Raw genomic sequence first — 15,825 nt, forward strand, 5'->3', positions numbered from 1 at the left:
TCTCACATCCGAAAGACCCCGAAGCCGCCCCGCGCACCCTCCACGGGCGCTCCGTGCACCGCGGCCAGGCACAGGCCGAGCACGGTGCGGGTGTCGCGCGGGTCGATGACGCCGTCGTCGTACAGCCGCCCGGACAGGAAGAGCGGCAGCGACTCCGCCTCGATCTGCCGCTCGACCAGGGCGCGCAGTTCCGCGTCGGCCGTCTCGTCGTACGGCCGTCCCTTCGCCTCGGCGGACGCGCGGGCGACGAGGGACAGCACGCCGGCCAGCTGCTGCGGGCCCATGACGGCGGACTTGGCGCTCGGCCAGGCGAACAGGAAGCGCGGGTCGTAGGCCCGTCCGCACATGCCGTAGTGCCCGGCCCCGTAGGAGGCGCCCATCAGGACGGACAGATGGGGGACGCGGGAGTTGGACACCGCATTGATCATCATCGCGCCGTGCTTGATGATGCCGCCCTGCTCGAAGTCGCGGCCGACCATGTAGCCCGTGGTGTTGTGCAGGAAGACGAGCGGAATGTCGCGCTGGTTGGCGAGCTGGATGAACTGCGCGGCCTTCTGGGACTCGGGGCTGAACAGCACGCCCTGCGCGTTCGCGAGGATGCCGACCGGCCGGCCGAACAGCCGCGCCCAGCCAGTGACGAGGCTGGGCCCGTAGAGCGGCTTGAACTCGTCGAAGTCGGACCCGTCGGCGATCCGGGCGACGACCTCGCGCGGATCGAAGGGGACCTTCAGGTCCGCGGGGACGACGCCCAGCAGTTCGTCCTCGTCGTACAGCGGGGCGTCCCCGGAGCCGAGCGCGACGGACGGCCAGTTGAGCCGGGCGACGACGCGGCGTGCCCGGCGGATCGCGTCCGCCTCGTCCACGGCGAAGTAGTCGGCCAGTCCGGACGTCCGGGCGTGCATCTCCGCGCCGCCCAGCGACTCGTCGTCGCTGATCTCCCCGGTGGCCATGCGGACGAGCGGCGGCCCGCCGAGGAAGACCTTGGCGCGCTCCTTGACCATGATGACGTGGTCCGACATGCCGGGGACATACGCGCCGCCGGCGGTGGAGTTGCCGAAGACGACGGCGACGGTCGGGATGCCGGCGGCGGAGAGCCGGGTGAGGTCCCGGAAGAGCGCGCCGCCCGGGATGAAGATCTCCTTCTGGCTCGGCAGGTCGGCGCCGCCGGACTCGACGAGGCTGACGCACGGCAGCCGGTTGGCGCGGGCGATCTCGTTGGCCCGCAGCGACTTCTTGAGTGTCCAGGGGTTGCTGGCGCCGCCCCGCACGGTGGGGTCGTTGGCGGTGACGAGGCACTGGACGCCCTCGACGACGCCGATGCCGGTGACGAGCGACGCGCCGACCGCGTGATCGCTTCCCCAGCCGGCGAGGGGCGAGAGTTCGAGGAACGGCGTGTCGGGGTCGAGGAGCAGTTCGATCCGCTCCCGGGCGAGGAGCTTGCCGCGCGCCCGGTGCCGGGCGACGTACTTCTCGCCGCCCCCGGCGACCGCCTTGGCGTGCTCGGCATCGATCTCCGCGAGTTTGGCGAGCATGGCGGCCCGGTGGGCGGCGTATTCGGGGCTCGCCGTGTCGAGCGCGGAACGCAGGACGGTCACAGCCGCGTCTCCCGCCTGTCCCGCCTCAACAGCTCCTCCGGTATCTCCAGATGGCGGGCGCGCAGCCACTCGCCGACGGCCTTCGCCTGCGGGTCGAAACGGGCCTGGGAGGCGACGCCCTCGCCGAGCAGTCCGGTGACGACGAAGTTCAGGGCGCGCAGATGGGGCAGCACGTGCCGGTCGACGGCGAAGCCGGCGGTCTCGGGCAGCAGTTGCCGGAACCTCTCGACGGTGAGTTCGTGCGCGAGCCAGCGCCAGGCGTCCTCGTCGCGCACCCAGACGCCGACGTTGGCACTGCCGCCCTTGTCGCCGCTGCGCGCACCGGCGACGAGCCCGAGCGGTGCGCGCCGGGTCGGGCCGGGCGGCAGCGGTTCGGGCAGCCGGTCGGCCGGTGCGGCACGCGGCGCGGGACGCAGCTGTGGCGGCAGGACGGGCATCCGGGTGCCGTCCGGCAGGACGGCCACGTGCCGGACGGCCTCGCGCGGCAGGTAGGCGGTGTCGAAGACGCCGTAGGCCGTGCCCTTGCCGGGCGGGGCGGTGAGGTGGAAGCCCGGGTAGCTGCCCAGGGCGAGCTCGACGGCGGCGGCGCTGATGGCCCGGCCGACGGCCTCCGGGTCGCGGTCCCGTACGACGAGCCGCAGCAGCGCGCTCGCCTCCTCCTGCACCGCCGCGTCGGCCCGGTCGGTACGGGCGAGGGTCCAGCGGGCCTCGGCGGGCCGCCGCGCGGCCAGCACCTCGTCGAACTGCGCCTGCACGAGCCGCGCCTTGGCCTCGATGTCCAGTCCGGTCAGCACGAAGACGACCTCGTTGCGCCACCCTCCGGACCGGGTGAGCCCGACCTTGAGGGTGGGCGGCGGCGTCTCTCCGCGCACGCCCGAGATCCGCACCCGGTCCGGCCCGTCGGGCGTCAGCCGCACGGTGTCGAGCCGGGCGGTGACGTCGGGCCCGCAGTAGCGCGCCCCCGCCGTCTCGTAGAGCAGCTGTGCGGTGACGGTGGAGACGGTGACGGCGCCGCCGGTGCCGGGGTGCTTGGTGATGACGGCCGAGCCGTCGGGGTGGATCTCCGCCAGCGGGAAGCCGGGCCGGCGGACGTCGTGCTCGCCGAAGAAGGCGTAGTTCCCGCCCGTGGCCTGGGCGCCGCATTCCAGTACGTGACCGGCGACGACCGCCCCGGCGAGCGCGTCGAGGTCCTGCCCGGTCCAGCCGAAGTGCGCGGCGGCGGGTCCGCTGACGAGCGCCGCGTCGGTGACCCGCCCGGTGACGACGACGTCCGCTCCGGCCTTCAGGCACTCCGCGATCCCGGCCCCGCCGAGGTAGGCGTTGGCGGTCAGCACCCCCGCACCCCAGTCGCGCTCGCGCAGCACGTCGTCCCCGGTGACGTGCGCGACGCGCGCGGGGATGCCGAGCCGCCCGGCGAGTTGTGCGATCCGTTCGGCGAGCCCCGCGGGGTTGAGCCCGCCGGCGTTGGCGACGAGTTTGACGCCCCGGTCGACGGCCAGCCCCAGCCCCTCCTCCAGCTGCGCGAGGAAGGTCCGCGCGTAACCGGCCTCGGGGTCCTTCAGCCGGTCCCGCCCGAGGATCAGCATGGTGAGCTCGGCGAGGTAGTCCCCGGTCAGTACGTCGAGCGGGCCGCCGGTGAGCATCTCCCTGAGGGCGTCGAAGCGGTCGCCGTAGAAGCCGGACGCGTTGCCGATCCTGAGCACGGACATGGACGGGAGGGTGGCAGCGGGCCGGAAAACAAGCAAGCACGCTTGCATGATTTTCGGCCGCCCGGCCGGCGGTTCCCGCGGGACGGTCCGCGCCCTTCACGGCCGGTGTGCGGGCGGCCGGCCGCCGAGCGCGTCGGCCAGCACCTCGGCCAGGTGCCGGGCCCGGCGGCCGCCGCCCAGTTGGGCGATCTGGGTGCGGCAGGAGAAGCCGTCGGCGAGGACGACCGCTTCGGCCGGCGCGGCGCGCAGGGACGGCAGGAGCTGTTCCTCCGCGCAGGCGACGGACACGTCGTAGTGGCCACGCTCGAAGCCGAAGTTTCCCGCGAGGCCGCAGCAGCCGCCGTTCAACGCGCCACGGAGCGATGCCTGTTCGCGCAGGCGGCGTTCCGCGCTGTCTCCCAGAACCGCGTGCTGGTGGCAGTGCGTCTGGCCGGTCACCGGACGGTCGATGCGCGGCGGCTGCCAGTTCCGCTCGACGAGTACGTCCGCGAAGGTGCGGACGGACGCCGCGAGTTGTCTCGCGCGCCGGTCGCCCGGAAGCAGCTCCGGGAGGTCGGTACGCAGAGCCGCTGTACAGCTCGGTTCGAGGCCGACGACGGGCAGACCGGCCGCGAGGGCCGGCGCCATGATGTCGAGGGTCCGGCCCATGACCCGCCGGGCGGCTTCGAGTTGGCCGGTGGAGACGTACGTCAGGCCGCAGCAGGGCCGTCCGGGCGGCACGACGACATGCAGGCCGGCGGCTTCGAGGACGGTCACGGCCGCGCGCCCCGCCGAGGGGGCGAGATGGTTGGTGAACGTGTCGGGCCACAGGACGACCGTCTCCGCGGCACCCGCCCGGGCCGGGCGCCGGCGTCCACGCCACCAGTGCAGAAATGTCTCCTCCGCCAGCTCCGGCAGATCGCGCTCCGGCGCGATGCCCGCCGCGCGTTTCGCCAGGGCCGCCAGGGGCGGTACGCGCGCCAGGGCGTTCAGGGCGGGCGCCGCCGGGGCCGCCGCGCGCAGCCACAGCGGCAGCCGGCCCATCGCGTAGTGGGACGCGGGGCGCAACCGTCCCGCGTAGTGATGGTGCAGGAACTCCGCCTTGTAGGTGGCCATGTCGACACCGACCGGGCAGTCGCTGCGGCAGCCCTTGCACGACAGGCAGAGGTCCAGCGCCTCACGCACCTCCGCGGAACGCCAGCCGTCCGTGACGACCTCCCCGGCGAGCATTTCGTGCAGCAGGCGGGCCCGCCCGCGCGTGGAATGCCGCTCCTCCGCGGTGACACGGTAGGAGGGGCACATCACGCCCGTTCCGGCCGTCGTCTCACGGCACTTGGCGACGCCCACGCAGCGTCGTACGGCCGCCCGGAAGTCCCCGCCGTCGTCCGGGTAGCCGAACGCGACGTCCACGGGCCCCGCCGGCAGCGCGGCGAAGCGGAGGTTCTGGTCGAGCCGGTACGGGCGGACGAGCATGCCGGGGTTCAGCCCGCCCGCCGGGTCCCACAGGTCCTTGGCGTGCTCGAAGAGCCGCACCATCTCCGGTCCGTACATGCGCGGCAGCAGTTCGGCGCGCGCCTGGCCGTCGCCGTGCTCGCCGGACAGCGAGCCGCCGTGCGCGACGACCAGGTCGGCCACGTCCCGGGAGAACGCCCGGTAGCGCCGCACCCCGTCGGCGGTCAGCAGGTCGACGTCGATCCGTACGTGCACGCAGCCCTCCCCGAAGTGCCCGTACGGCGTGCCGCGCAGGCCGTACTGTGCGAGCAGGGCGCGGAAGTCGCGCAGATACGCGCCGAGCCGGACGGGCGGGACGGCGCAGTCCTCCCAGCCGGGCCACGCCTCGCCGCCGTCCGGCATGCGGGTGGCCGTTCCGGCCGCGTCCTCGCGTACGCGCCACAGGGCGCGCTGCGCGGCCGGGTCGGTGACGACGGTGTGGGCGTGGGCGTCCGCTGTGCGGCACAGTTCGTTCGCCCGCGCGGCCGCCTCTTCGGCACTCGCGCCGCCGGTCTCGGCGAACAGCCAGGCAGCGCCCTCGGGCAGTGCGGTGGCGGCTCCGGTGACCAGGTCGGCGGCCATGCCCTCGACGGTCAGCGGTCCGTGGGGCAGCAGCAGAGGGGCGGCGTCGGCCGCGGTGCTCTCGTCGGGGTAGGCCAGGACGGCCAGGGCACGGGCGGCGGGCCGTTCGACGAGCCGTACGGTCGCCTCGGTCAGCAGGCCGAGCGTGCCCTCGCTGCCGGTGAAGGCGCGCGCCACGTCCATACCGTGCTCGGGCAGCAGCGCGTCCAGCGCGTACCCGGAGATGCGCCGGGGCAGGTCCCGCGGACAGCCGGTGCGCAGCAGCGCGAGGTTGCCGGTGACGAGGGCGCGCAGGCCGGCGGCGAGACGGGGCGGCAGTCCGTCCGTGCCGCGCGCGAGGCGGGCGCGCTCGCCGCCGTAGGTGAGGACCTCCAGGGTGTGGACGTTGTCGGCGGTGGTGCCCCACGCCACGGAGTGCGCGCCGCACGAGTTGTTGCCGATCATGCCGCCGAGCGTGCAGCGGCCGTGGGTCGCGGGATCGGGCCCGAAAGTGAGTCCGTACGGGGCCGCCGCCTCGCGCAGCCGGTCGAGCACGACGCCGGGCCGGACGACGGCCGTGCGGGTGTCCGGATCGATGCGTACGACGCTGTTCATGTGGCGGGTGAAGTCGAGGACGACGCCCTCCCCGGTCGCCTGCCCGGCGACCGACGTACCGCCGCCGCGCGCGACGACGGGCACGCCGTGCTCGCGGCACACGGCCAGGGCGGCCGCGACGTCGTCGGCGTCCCGGGGCGCGACCACCCCGGCCGGCACACGACGGTAGTTCGATCCGTCCATGGTCGCCAGCGCGCGGCTGCCGGGGTCGAAGAGGACCTCTCCCCGTACGGCCTTCCGCAATTCACGGGCGAGTTCTCCGTGGTCAGCCATGGCGCCCATCCTCGCCGACGGAACGTCTCACCGACTGAAATCACAGGCCACGGGGCGTCCGCAGGCACTAGGCTGCGCCCGTGGCCGAGATCCAGATCCCCGCTGACATCAAGCCCTCGGACGGTCGCTTCGGCGCCGGCCCCTCCAAGGTACGGACGGAGGCGCTCGACGCCCTGGCCGCCACCGGTTCCTCGCTGCTGGGCACGTCCCACCGCCAGGCACCGGTGAAGAACCTGGTCGGCCGGGTCCGGGAGGGCATCCGCTCGCTCTTCTCCCTGCCCGAGGGGTACGAGGTGATCCTCGGGAACGGCGGGTCGACCGCGTTCTGGGACATCGCCACCCACGGGTTGATCGAGTCGAAGTCGCAGCACCTGTCGTTCGGCGAGTTCTCCTCGAAGTTCGCCAAGGCGGCGAAGCTCGCGCCGTGGCTGGAGGAGCCGAGCGTGATCTCCTCCGAGCCGGGCACTCACCCGGAGCCGCGCGCCGAGGCGGGGGTCGACGTCTACGCCCTCACCCACAACGAGACCTCGACCGGTGTCGCGGCCCCCGTCCGGCGGGTCCCGGGCGCCGACGAGGGCGCGCTGGTCCTGGTGGACGCCACGTCGGGCGCGGGCGGCCTGCCCGTGGACATCACCGAGAGCGACGTCTACTACTTCGCGCCCCAGAAGTCCTTCGCCGCCGATGGCGGCCTGTGGCTGGCGGCCTTCTCCCCGGCCGCGCTGGAGCGCGCCGCGCGCGTGCACGCCTCCGGCCGGCACATCCCCGAGTTCTTCTCGCTGCCGACCGCGATCGACAACTCCCTCAAGAACCAGACGTACAACACCCCTGCGCTGACCACGCTCTTCCTGCTGAACGAGCAGCTGGAGTGGCTCAACGGCCAGGGCGGTCTGGACTGGGCGGTCCGCCGCACGGCGGCCTCCGCCCGCACGCTCTACGGCTGGGCCGAGGCGTCGAAGTACGCGACGCCCTTCGTGGCGGACCCGGCCAAGCGCTCGCAGGTCATCGGCACGATCGACTTCGCCGACGAGGTGGATGCGGCCGCGGTGGCCAAGGCCCTGCGGGCCAACGGCATCGTCGACACGGACCCGTACCGCAAGCTGGGCCGCAACCAGCTGCGCGTGGCGATGTTCCCGGCGATCGACCCGGCGGACGTCGAGGCGCTGACGGCCTGCGTGGACTACGTCATCGAGCGGCTCTGAGGCTCGGGGTCCGTCCGGCGGCATCCGCGTCCACCGTGACCGGCGCCTTCGCCCGGCCGCCGGGCAGGCCCCGGCGTCCGGGCGTTTCGGGGTGGGCCCGGCCGGGAAGCGGCCGGGCCCACCGCGTCATCAGGTGCGGTACGCGAAGAAGGTCGCGTTCGGGTACGACGCCACGAGGCTCGCCACCGACTTCCGGTACGTGTTCGTGGAGTGGTACGTCACGTACGGGACGCCGATCCGGCTCCGGTAGGTGACGATCATGGAGTGGTCCTTCGAGCCGTCACGGTCGAAGTCCATCTGCAGGATGTCGCCGACGTCCATCTGGAAGACGTTGGACAGGTTGGTCACGCGCTTCGAGGACAGCGCGTACCAGGACCATTCGTTGGCCCCGACCCAGGTCGTGGACTGGCTCGAGGAGTTGTACCACCACTTCTGGTAGTCCTCCTCCGAGCCGGGCGCGTCCTTCCAGCCGCCCGCCTTCAGGGACTGGCTGATGAAGTTGGTGCAGTCGCCGCCGGCGCTGTTGAACGACCGGTAGGCGGGGTTGTAGCGGTTCCAGTAGCGCTCGGCGTACGCGGCCATGGCCTGGTAGTCGTAGCCGCCGGCCTTCTGCGTCTTCGGCGCCGGACGGGCCGGCCAGGACGTGCCGGCGGGCGTAGCCTTGGGGAAGGACCCCGTGCTCGCCACCGCCGCGACCTCCGGCTGGTTGATCGCCGGGAGGCCGTTGTCCTTGTCCTTGATGCTCTTCAGCTCCCACTTGCCGCCCGAGCCACGGCTGAAGGTCAGCTCGTGGTGGGCCTGGAAGCCGGTCGTGCTCGGCTCGTCGCCGTGGACCTTCTTGTACGTGAGGGTCGTGGTCTCGGTGACCTCGACCGTGGCGCGGCCGCCCTTGATGACGGCCTTGTCGGTGCTGACCTTCGTGCTGGCGGAGCTGTAGGCCTCGCCGAGGGCGTTGAGCCGCTTCTTGCGTGCCTTCAGCGAGGACAGGGCGTTGCCCTCGGTCCGCTCCAGGCCGGAGGAGAGGCGCACCTTCTTGTCGTGCAGCGGTGCCGTCTGCTGCGCGGACGGGCTGTCCACCAGCGCGGCCGTGCGCTGGTTCAGCACCGAGTCGGCTATGTGGCCGAAGGCTTCGGCCGTCGCTCTGTCCGCGTTGTGGACCTCCGCCGCGTCCGCGCCGGAGGGCAGCAGCACGGCCGACGCGACTGCTGCGGCGGCGACGCCGACGGCAGCCGTGATCAACGTTTTCTTCACGAACTTTCCCCTTGTCACCCGGTCCGAGCGAACCGGGAGCGGAATCTTCGCACGAACAGCTGTTTAGGTGAATGTGTGATCGGATTACACATCGAACACGAACTCGGCTGACCTGTGAGGATCGTTTGAGACCGGATCAACCACGCCTGGGATCGCCGTTGCCGCCTACTCACCACCGTGAGAAGAATTCCGACAGGTCCGAACACGAACCAGCGGGAGGAAGCATGCGACACCTCGGCATACTGGCGCACAGCGCGGAGGGCGCCGCGCTGTGCTTCCGCACCTTCTGTTCGGCCGGATCAGCCGAACTGGGCCCGTACGACCATCCCGACGTGACGCTGGACTTGATCGCGACGGCCCGCTCCATGCCGGCCTGGGACGCCGGACAATACGCCGCGGTCCGTCCCACGCTCGCCGAGAGCGCGCGGCGGCTGGTCGGCGCGGGGGCCGATTTCTTCGTCTGCCCGGACAACACCGCGCACATGGCGCTCGAACTGCCCGGGCCGGACCTCGCCCTGCCCGGTCTGCACATCGCCGAAGTGGTCGCCGGGCGTGCCGTCCGCGACGGCCGCACGCGCGTCGGCGTGCTCGGCACGCGGTACACGATGGAAGGCCGGCTCTATCCGGAGGCCTTGGCCGCCCGGGGAATCGCCGCCGAGGTGCCGGAGGCGGAGGACCGGAAACTCGTCCACGACGTCATCTTCCAGGAGCTGCTGAACGGCGTGTTCAGCGACGCGTCGCGGCGCGCGTACGTCCGCGTCGTGGAGCGCCTGGCCGCCCGGGGCTGCGACGCGGTGGCCCTGGTGTGCACGGAGATTCCGTTGCTGCTGACTCCCGACGCCTCGCCGCTGCCCGTCCTGGACTCCACACGGCTGCTCGCGCACGCCGCGCTCGATGTCGCGATGGGCCGCGCGCCACTGCCGGAGTGGCGCGGGGGGCCTGTGCGGTAGGCCTGGGCGGCGGATCGCCGGAAACGCGCTGGTTCTCCGCCTGCTTCGCCGCCTGCTTCCCCGCTTGCCTCTCTGCCTATTTCTCCGCCTACTTCTCCGCCTGCGGGCGCCGGCGCAGGACGCGGCGCAGGACGAGGACCAGCCCGAGCCCGAGTGCGAGTGTGCCGGCGCCGACGGCCAGGGTGGTGTTCGCGTGGCCGTCCCCGCCGTCCTCGGCCTGTGCGTCGCTGCGGCCCGTTCCGTTCTTCGAGCCGTCGGCCGTCCGGTTCGCCGCGTTGTCCGGCAGCAGGTCGCCGGTCAGCCCGATGGGAACGACACGGCTGCGGGCGCCCTCCGAGCCGTACATCAGCGTGCGCCCGTCGGGCGTGAAGGTCACCGACTCGCCCTGCCGTTGCAGCGGCACCTCGGGGCGGCCGATCTCCTGCGGGCGGCCGTTCTGCCAGCGGTACTCGCGGGCCTCGAAGTAGCCCCGGACGACCAGGCGCGTGCCGTCCGGGGAGAACGCGCCGTCGGTGGCCCACACGTTGATGTCGGCGACCCGGCGGAAGGTGTTCACACCGGAGGCGGACAGCTGCTCGGGGGCCTCGTAGAGGGCGCCCTTGCCGGAGCGCTTCTTGCTGACGATGTAGACCCTGCCGGTCTTCGGGTGCACCATCAGCGATTCGGCGTCGCGCGGACCGTCGTCGTAACGGACGGTGTAGCGGACGGGGGTGACGGTGGTGTCCTTGAGCTCCTTGGGCTCCGGGAAGCGGTAGATCCACACCTCGGGCCAGCTGCCGCCGAGGTTGTCGCCGATGTCGCCGAGGTAGAGATTCCCGTCCGGACCGAGGGAGATGGCCTCGGCGTCCCGGGTGTTCACGCCGTCGAGGGTGACGCGGGCGAGCGTCCGGCCGGTGCGGCCGTCCACAGCGAAGACGTACGGACCGTCACCGCTGTCGTTGTGCGTCCAGTAGACGCCCGGGTACGCACGGCTGGCGGCGAGGCCGCTGGACTCCTTGATGCGGGAGTCCTCGATGGTGAAGGCGGACGGGGTCCCGTCGCCGCCGTCACCACCGGTACCGCCGTCGGCCGAGGCGGGTACGGCGGGCACGACGGCGGTCAGCAGCAGGGCCAGTGCGGTGGTTCCGGCTGCGGGCAGGCTCAGGCGCATGTCCCCAGGCTACGAGGCGGCGTCCACCTGCCGGCCGAACCCGGCCAGCAACGCACCAACCCCGAAGCGGAACCGCGCCTCGTCGTCCGTCCCCGCCCCGGTGCGGGCGGCCTCGGCGACCAGCGGATACCGCGTGGTGTCCAGCTCGGCCGGCCAGGCGGGCGAGCCGGGCCTGGAGGCCGGCGCCCCGCCGTTCCCCGCCGCGTGACCGGCTTCGGCCGCCGCGTGTCCCACCACGAAGACCGAGAGGGTGTTGAGCGCGTCGATGGCGGTGCCCAGCGGGAATCCGGCCGCCGTGAGCGCGGCCAGCCCGCGCTCGACCGCGTCCAGGGTTGCCGGTGTGACGGCGGTCCGGGTGGTGGCCAGGGGAAGCACGCCGGGGTGGCGCAGGAGCGTCGCACGCAGGGTGTCGGCGTAGGTACGGAGCATCTCGCGCCAGTCGGCACCGGGGTCGTGGCCCGGGGCGTGGCCCGGGGCACGGCCGGGGTCGTGGCCGGGCCCGCGCCGGTGCCCGTGCTCGTAGCCCGCGTAGGCGAAGGGGAGCGCCTGAGCGAACACCCGCTCGACCAGGCCGTCGAGGAGGGCGTCCTTGCTGGAGACGTAGTGATAGAGCGTCATGGCCTCGACGTCGAGCTCGGTGCCGAGGCGGCGCATCGTCAGGGCCCTGACCCCTTCGCGGTCGACGAGGGCGAGCGCGGCGTCGAGCACCTGCTCCCGCGTCAGACCGGCGCGCTCACCGCGCGCCCTCTTCGGGGCCTTCGGGTTCTTCAGGTCCTTCGGGCTCTTCGGGCTCGCCAAGGCCCTCTCCTCCGGATCGGGGATTGACTTTCTTACATCGTAAGTCCATCCTGAATGAGCCGGGACACTTACAACGTAAGAATCAGCAGGGGGAAGAGACATGGCGCAGTCACAGCAGGCCGGGCTCCGGAGCGGCATCCAGGACAACAAGCAGGTCGTGGAGGGCTTCCTCCTGGCGCTGAACGAGCGCCGGCTGTCCGACCTGCCGCGCTACGTGGCGCCGGACGTCATCGACCACAACAAGATCATTCACGGTGAGCCGGACGAGCCCGGCGCGGCGTTCGACGGCTTCCGGCAGCAGCTGGAAGCGTTCGGCGAACTCCGGCTGGAGCTGCGGCAGTGCGTGGCCGAGGGGGACACCGTGGTGGTCCGCCTGACCGTCAGCGGCAAGAACACCGGCTCGCACCCCCGGATGCCGGTGCCGACGCACCGCCCCTTCGAGGTGGAGCAGATCTGGATGCTCACCCTGGCCGACGGCCGGATCTCCGAAATACGGGCCGTCAGCGACCGCCTCGGCATGTTCCTGCAGCTCGGCTGGGACTGGCCGACGGTGGACTAGCCCTCGGGGAGGAGCCGCAGTTCGTAGTGCAGGGTGCGCTCCCGCCTCAGGCGGTGCATCAGGGGCGCCAGCACTCCGTGCAGCAGCGGGTGCTTACGGGCGAGGCACTCGGCCGCACGCCGGTCCTCCTCGCCGCCGCGCGCGAGCAGCCGTGCCCGGGCACGGCACGGCGGGCCGGTGGGAACACCCCGGACGGTCGAAGGGCGGATCTCCACCTCGGGGTTGTTCCGCATCCGCTTCGCCTTCCACGCCGTGCCGAAGGTGCGGATATAGGCGCGGTCGCCGTCGACCGCGATGTTCACCGGCGTACCCACGGGCGTGCCGTCGCGTCGGTAGGAGGTCAGCAGGATCGTCCGCTGCCGGACGTAGGGCGCCAGGCCGGCCGCGGCCGTCTCGGTCATGGTCACCATCTTGCGGCCGGGATCCCGGCCGCGCCAGACCTCGGGCGCCACGCACCGGCGGTACGGTCGGGCGATGGATCCGGCAACCGCACGGGCCCGCGCGCGCTTCGCCTCGTCCGCGGTCGCCCGCCTGGCCACGGCCGACGCGGCGGGCCGGCCGCATCTGGTGCCCGTCACGTTCGTCCTGGACGGGGACGCCCTGTACTTCGCCGTCGACCGCAAGCCGAAGCGCCACCGGGAGCCCCACCAGGAGCAGGAGCCCCGGGGCGCGCACCACCCGCAGAGCCTGCGGCGCCTGCGGAACATCGAGGCGAACCCCTGGGTCTCACTCCTGGTCGACCACTACGCCGACGACTGGGCCACCCTGTGGTGGGCCCGGGCCGACGGACGGGCGGAGATCCTGCGCGGCTCCGACCCCGCGCGGTCCGTCGCGGCGATCGAGCGGCTGTGCGCGAAATACCCGCAGTACGCGGCCGATCCTCCGCAGGGTCCGGTCGTGGCCATCGAGGTCGAACGCTGGAGCGACTGGTCGTTCGCCGGGCCGGGTGGACCGGGCGGACCGGGTGACGCCCGCTGAGTCACCCTTGCTTCGAGCGCTCTCCAAGGCGTTGGCTTGGGCGGCATGGAGTACACGCAGCTCGGACGCACGGGACTCAAGGTCAGCCGGATCGTCCTGGGGACGATGAACTTCGGCCCGCGGACGGAGGAGGCGGACAGTCACGAGATCATGGATGCCGCGCTCGACGCGGGGGTCAACTTCTTCGACACCGCCAACGTCTACGGCTGGGGGGAGAACAAGGGACGCACCGAGAAGATCATCGGGAGCTGGTTCGCGAAGGGCGGCGGACGGCGGGAGAAGGTCGTCCTCGCCACCAAGGGATACGGCAGCATGTCGCCCGACGGCGACAACTGGCCCAACCGCTCGCGCCTTTCGGCACTGAACATCCGCCGCTCCGTGGAGGGCAGCCTGAAGCGGCTGGGCACGGACCACATCGACCTCTACCAGTTCCACCACGTCGACCGCGCCACCCCGTGGGACGAGATCTGGCAGGCGATGGACGTCCTGGTCCAGCAGGGCAAGGTGCTCTACGTCGGGTCGTCCAACCACGCCGGCTGGCACATCGCGCAGGCCAACGAGACGGCGCGCCGGCGCGGTTCGTACGGGCTGGTCAGTGAGCAGTGCCTGTACAACCTGGTCGAGCGCCGCGCCGAGATGGAGGTCATCCCGGCCGCGGAGGCATACGGGCTCGGTGTCATCCCCTGGTCGCCGCTGCAGGGCGGGCTGCTCGGCGGGGCGATCCGCAGGGCCGCCGAGGGCGGGCGGTCGGCGGAGGCGCTGGCGAACACGAAGATGCGTCAGCAGATCCAGGCCTACGAGGACCTGGTCGACAAGCACGGGCTGGCGCCCGGCGAGGTGGCGCTGGCCTGGCTGCTGACGCGGCCCGGCGTGACGGGGCCGATCGTCGGGCCGCGCACGGTCGAGCAGCTGAAGTCCGGGCTGCGGGCCGTCGAGCTCACGCTCCCGGAGGAGCTGCTGGCCTCGCTGGACGAGATCTTCCCGGGGCCGGGGCCCGCGCCGGAGGCCTTCGCCTGGTGACCCCCGCGGGGTGATCGGGGAGCCGGCCGGGACGGTCTACCAGTGCCGGCCGGCGGGCAGTTCGGCCAGGTGCGGCGCGGACAGGTGCAGCACCTGGTAGCGGTCGACGGCGGGGTCCGTGGCGGGGGCGTCGTGCTCCCAGAGCGTGAAGCGCAGCAGCTGCCAGTGACGCGGATCGACGGCCAGCGCGGCGGTGTGCAGGCCGGGGGTGCCGGCCAGCTCGCCGAGCTCGGCCTGGGCCTCCTCGACCAGGGCGGTGAGGTCGGCGGTGGCCGGCAGCGCGGTGAGGTGCCGCGTCGCCGCCCGGGGTGCCGCCGATCGCGCCGGTCCCGCCACCGAGGCGATGCCGGCCCAGTGGTGCACGGCCGGCCGGCCGAAGTCGCGGACGATGCCCTGGAAACCGCCCCCGCCGACCAGGAACTCGCTCATCCGGCCGATGTCCTGCCACAGGTAGAAGGGGGCGTACTGGTTGACCGGCGAGCCGTCGACGCCCTGCTCGCGGATCAGATAGGCCTTCAGGGCGAGCCCGTCGCGGTCGTCGAGCACGTGCCCGCGCTCGGCGACGCGCTTACGGATGATGCCCATGTCGTAGTCGGCGGGCAGGGTGATCTCGTACTGCTTGGCGTACATGACGGTGCGTCCGCCTTCCGGTGCGGGAGTCGCGGGACGGCCCTAGCGGGCCGTGGAGTGGGTGGTGAGCAGGCCGAGAACGCCGTCGACGGCCTGGTCGAACGGCTCGGTCGAGCCGGCCGCGCGGGCCAGGACGTAGCCGCCCTGAAGGACAGCGACCACGGTCGACGCCGTGCCGGCCGGGTCCAGCCCGGCCGGCAGTTCGCCGCGCTCGCGGCCCTCGGCCAGGAGCCCGGCGAGCCGGCCGCGCAGCCAGGCGAAGGTCTCCTCGACGGGGGCGCGCAGCACGGGGTCGGCCATGATGTCCGGGTCCTGGGTCAGCCGGCCGATCGGGCAGCCCTTGAGGACGTCCCGCTCGCGGCGCAGATACGCGGCGATGCGCTCGACGGCCGTGCCGGGGGCCGTGAACTGTGCCTCCGCCTTGGCGCGCATCTCGTCGGCGGTGCGGCGGATCGCCGCGAGCGCGAGATCGGGCTTGCCGGAGAAGTGGTGGTACATGCTGCCCTGCCCGGCCCCGGCGTGCTGCTGGATGGCCTTGGGGCTGGTGCCGACATAGCCGCGTTCCCACAGGAGGACGCGGGTGCTTTCGATGAGTCGGTCGGCGGTGTGGCTGCTCATGATCACAGTGTACATACCAGTAGGTACAGAAGGGCCACGAGGCCCCACTCCACGGGAGCCGAGGAATGACGGGCGGGGGGGCTTCCGGCGCCCCAGGGGCTACGCCGCCCCGGGAGGCCGCCTCGGGCCCCTGGGATTCCGTCTCAAGGGTCTACTTCAGGGCCGACACCACGGCGACGACGACGAGCAGCACGGCGAGTGCACCGGTCATGATGCGGTTTCGGGTCTTGGGGTCCACCCCTTGAGCGTAACCGGCCTCTTCGGCGTTCAGTCGTCCGGCGCAGCCCCCAGGGGCCAGGCCGCCACCGTCTCGTACCGCGGTCGCTCGCCGGCGACGCCGGAGACGGGCAGCCGGCTGCGGACGAGTTCCAGGTGTTCCGCCCGCCACCAGCGGCCCTGGAAGCCGGCGAGCTGCGCCGCGTAGGGCTTGAGGTTCATGCGGCCGGTGG

The 15,825-nt window shown here is 72.7% G+C and carries 14 protein-coding genes and 1 pseudogene; 5 read left to right on the top strand and 10 right to left on the bottom strand.

Going from position 1 to position 15,825, the window contains the following annotated elements; genetic code table 11:
* Positions 1 to 2: 2 nt before the first annotated feature.
* The 3 genes from AB0K09_RS03810 to AB0K09_RS03820 all read right to left on the bottom strand — a co-directional run bounded on the left by AB0K09_RS03810 (position 3) and on the right by AB0K09_RS03820 (position 6,223).
* Positions 3 to 1,595: a carboxyl transferase domain-containing protein gene (locus AB0K09_RS03810; RefSeq protein WP_366063633.1), complete on the bottom strand. Its 1,593-nt coding sequence runs from the start codon at positions 1,593 to 1,595 to the stop codon at positions 3 to 5.
* Positions 1,592 to 3,304 (bottom strand): acyclic terpene utilization AtuA family protein, encoded by a 1,713-nt coding sequence (locus tag AB0K09_RS03815; protein WP_366063634.1) that lies wholly within the window; start codon positions 3,302 to 3,304, stop codon positions 1,592 to 1,594. The genes AB0K09_RS03810 and AB0K09_RS03815 overlap by 4 nt, the downstream gene beginning before the upstream one ends.
* A 96-nt stretch (positions 3,305 to 3,400) precedes the next feature.
* Positions 3,401 to 6,223 (bottom strand): FAD-binding and (Fe-S)-binding domain-containing protein, encoded by a 2,823-nt coding sequence (locus AB0K09_RS03820; protein WP_366063635.1) that lies wholly within the window; start codon positions 6,221 to 6,223, stop codon positions 3,401 to 3,403.
* An 80-nt stretch (positions 6,224 to 6,303) separates the two neighbouring features.
* Here AB0K09_RS03820 and serC point away from each other — a divergent pair, with 80 nt between their 5' ends.
* Positions 6,304 to 7,422: a phosphoserine transaminase gene (gene serC / locus AB0K09_RS03825; protein WP_366063636.1), complete on the top strand. Its 1,119-nt coding sequence runs from the start codon at positions 6,304 to 6,306 to the stop codon at positions 7,420 to 7,422.
* Positions 7,423 to 7,551: 129 nt separating this feature from the next.
* On the opposite strand, the gene AB0K09_RS03830 is transcribed toward serC, so the two are convergent.
* Positions 7,552 to 8,673: an amidase domain-containing protein gene (locus AB0K09_RS03830; protein ID WP_366063637.1), complete on the bottom strand. Its 1,122-nt coding sequence runs from the start codon at positions 8,671 to 8,673 to the stop codon at positions 7,552 to 7,554.
* Between the two features lie 224 nt (positions 8,674 to 8,897).
* Between AB0K09_RS03830 and AB0K09_RS03835 the strand changes: the two genes are divergently transcribed.
* Positions 8,898 to 9,623: an amino acid racemase gene (locus tag AB0K09_RS03835; protein ID WP_366063638.1), complete on the top strand. Its 726-nt coding sequence runs from the start codon at positions 8,898 to 8,900 to the stop codon at positions 9,621 to 9,623.
* An 88-nt stretch (positions 9,624 to 9,711) separates the two neighbouring features.
* On the opposite strand, the gene AB0K09_RS03840 is transcribed toward AB0K09_RS03835, so the two are convergent.
* Positions 9,712 to 10,773 (bottom strand): hypothetical protein, encoded by a 1,062-nt coding sequence (locus AB0K09_RS03840; protein WP_366063639.1) that lies wholly within the window; start codon positions 10,771 to 10,773, stop codon positions 9,712 to 9,714.
* Between the two features lie 9 nt (positions 10,774 to 10,782).
* On the bottom strand, positions 10,783 to 11,571 hold the full coding sequence (locus tag AB0K09_RS03845) for a TetR/AcrR family transcriptional regulator C-terminal domain-containing protein (RefSeq protein WP_366063640.1): 789 nt from the start codon (positions 11,569 to 11,571) through the stop codon (positions 10,783 to 10,785).
* 100 nt (positions 11,572 to 11,671) lie between these two features.
* Here AB0K09_RS03845 and AB0K09_RS03850 point away from each other — a divergent pair, with 100 nt between their 5' ends.
* Entirely contained in the window at positions 11,672 to 12,130 is a 459-nt protein-coding gene (locus AB0K09_RS03850) for an ester cyclase (RefSeq protein WP_366063641.1), read from the top strand.
* Here the strand turns inward: AB0K09_RS03850 and AB0K09_RS03855 are convergent.
* Positions 12,127 to 12,531: a PPOX class F420-dependent oxidoreductase gene (locus AB0K09_RS03855; protein ID WP_366063642.1), complete on the bottom strand. Its 405-nt coding sequence runs from the start codon at positions 12,529 to 12,531 to the stop codon at positions 12,127 to 12,129. The two genes, AB0K09_RS03850 and AB0K09_RS03855, sit on opposite strands and share 4 nt — an antisense overlap.
* A 73-nt stretch (positions 12,532 to 12,604) precedes the next feature.
* On the opposite strand from AB0K09_RS03855, the gene AB0K09_RS03860 reads away from it, so the two are divergent.
* On the top strand, positions 12,605 to 13,108 hold the full coding sequence (locus AB0K09_RS03860; RefSeq protein ID WP_366063643.1) for a TIGR03668 family PPOX class F420-dependent oxidoreductase: 504 nt from the start codon (positions 12,605 to 12,607) through the stop codon (positions 13,106 to 13,108).
* Between the two features lie 45 nt (positions 13,109 to 13,153).
* Entirely contained in the window at positions 13,154 to 14,128 is a 975-nt protein-coding gene (locus tag AB0K09_RS03865) for an aldo/keto reductase (RefSeq protein WP_366063644.1), read from the top strand.
* Positions 14,129 to 14,164: 36 nt separating this feature from the next.
* On the opposite strand, the gene AB0K09_RS03870 is transcribed toward AB0K09_RS03865, so the two are convergent.
* The 3 genes and pseudogenes from AB0K09_RS03870 to AB0K09_RS03880 all read right to left on the bottom strand — a co-directional run.
* Entirely contained in the window at positions 14,165 to 14,758 is a 594-nt protein-coding gene (locus AB0K09_RS03870) for a DUF4865 family protein (RefSeq protein ID WP_366063645.1), read from the bottom strand.
* Positions 14,759 to 14,800: 42 nt separating this feature from the next.
* Positions 14,801 to 15,391 (bottom strand): TetR/AcrR family transcriptional regulator, encoded by a 591-nt coding sequence (locus tag AB0K09_RS03875; protein ID WP_366063646.1) that lies wholly within the window; start codon positions 15,389 to 15,391, stop codon positions 14,801 to 14,803.
* Between the two features lie 252 nt (positions 15,392 to 15,643).
* A pseudogene (locus AB0K09_RS03880) lies at positions 15,644 to 15,825 on the bottom strand (RNA 2',3'-cyclic phosphodiesterase); the annotation flags it as partial.

Origin of the sequence: Streptomyces sp. NPDC049577, from assembly GCF_040675635.1 — a bacterium.
Lineage (GTDB): Bacteria > Actinomycetota > Actinomycetes > Streptomycetales > Streptomycetaceae > Streptomyces.

Bases quoted from the DNA above. Each gene is read 5' to 3' on its own strand.
- AB0K09_RS03820 (WP_366063635.1), bottom strand. From the start codon at position 6,223: ATGGCTGACCACGGAGAACTCGCCCGTGAATTGCGGAAGGCCGTACGG.
- AB0K09_RS03875 (WP_366063646.1), bottom strand. From the start codon at position 15,391: ATGTACACTGTGATCATGAGCAGCCACACCGCCGACCGACTCATCGAA.
- AB0K09_RS03860 (WP_366063643.1), top strand. From the start codon at position 12,605: ATGGATCCGGCAACCGCACGGGCCCGCGCGCGCTTCGCCTCGTCCGCG.
- AB0K09_RS03865 (WP_366063644.1), top strand. From the start codon at position 13,154: ATGGAGTACACGCAGCTCGGACGCACGGGACTCAAGGTCAGCCGGATC.
- AB0K09_RS03850 (WP_366063641.1), top strand. From the start codon at position 11,672: ATGGCGCAGTCACAGCAGGCCGGGCTCCGGAGCGGCATCCAGGACAAC.
- AB0K09_RS03840 (WP_366063639.1), bottom strand. From the start codon at position 10,773: ATGCGCCTGAGCCTGCCCGCAGCCGGAACCACCGCACTGGCCCTGCTG.
- AB0K09_RS03855 (WP_366063642.1), bottom strand. From the start codon at position 12,531: ATGACCGAGACGGCCGCGGCCGGCCTGGCGCCCTACGTCCGGCAGCGG.
- AB0K09_RS03835 (WP_366063638.1), top strand. From the start codon at position 8,898: ATGCGACACCTCGGCATACTGGCGCACAGCGCGGAGGGCGCCGCGCTG.
- AB0K09_RS03815 (WP_366063634.1), bottom strand. From the start codon at position 3,304: ATGTCCGTGCTCAGGATCGGCAACGCGTCCGGCTTCTACGGCGACCGC.
- AB0K09_RS03870 (WP_366063645.1), bottom strand. From the start codon at position 14,758: ATGTACGCCAAGCAGTACGAGATCACCCTGCCCGCCGACTACGACATG.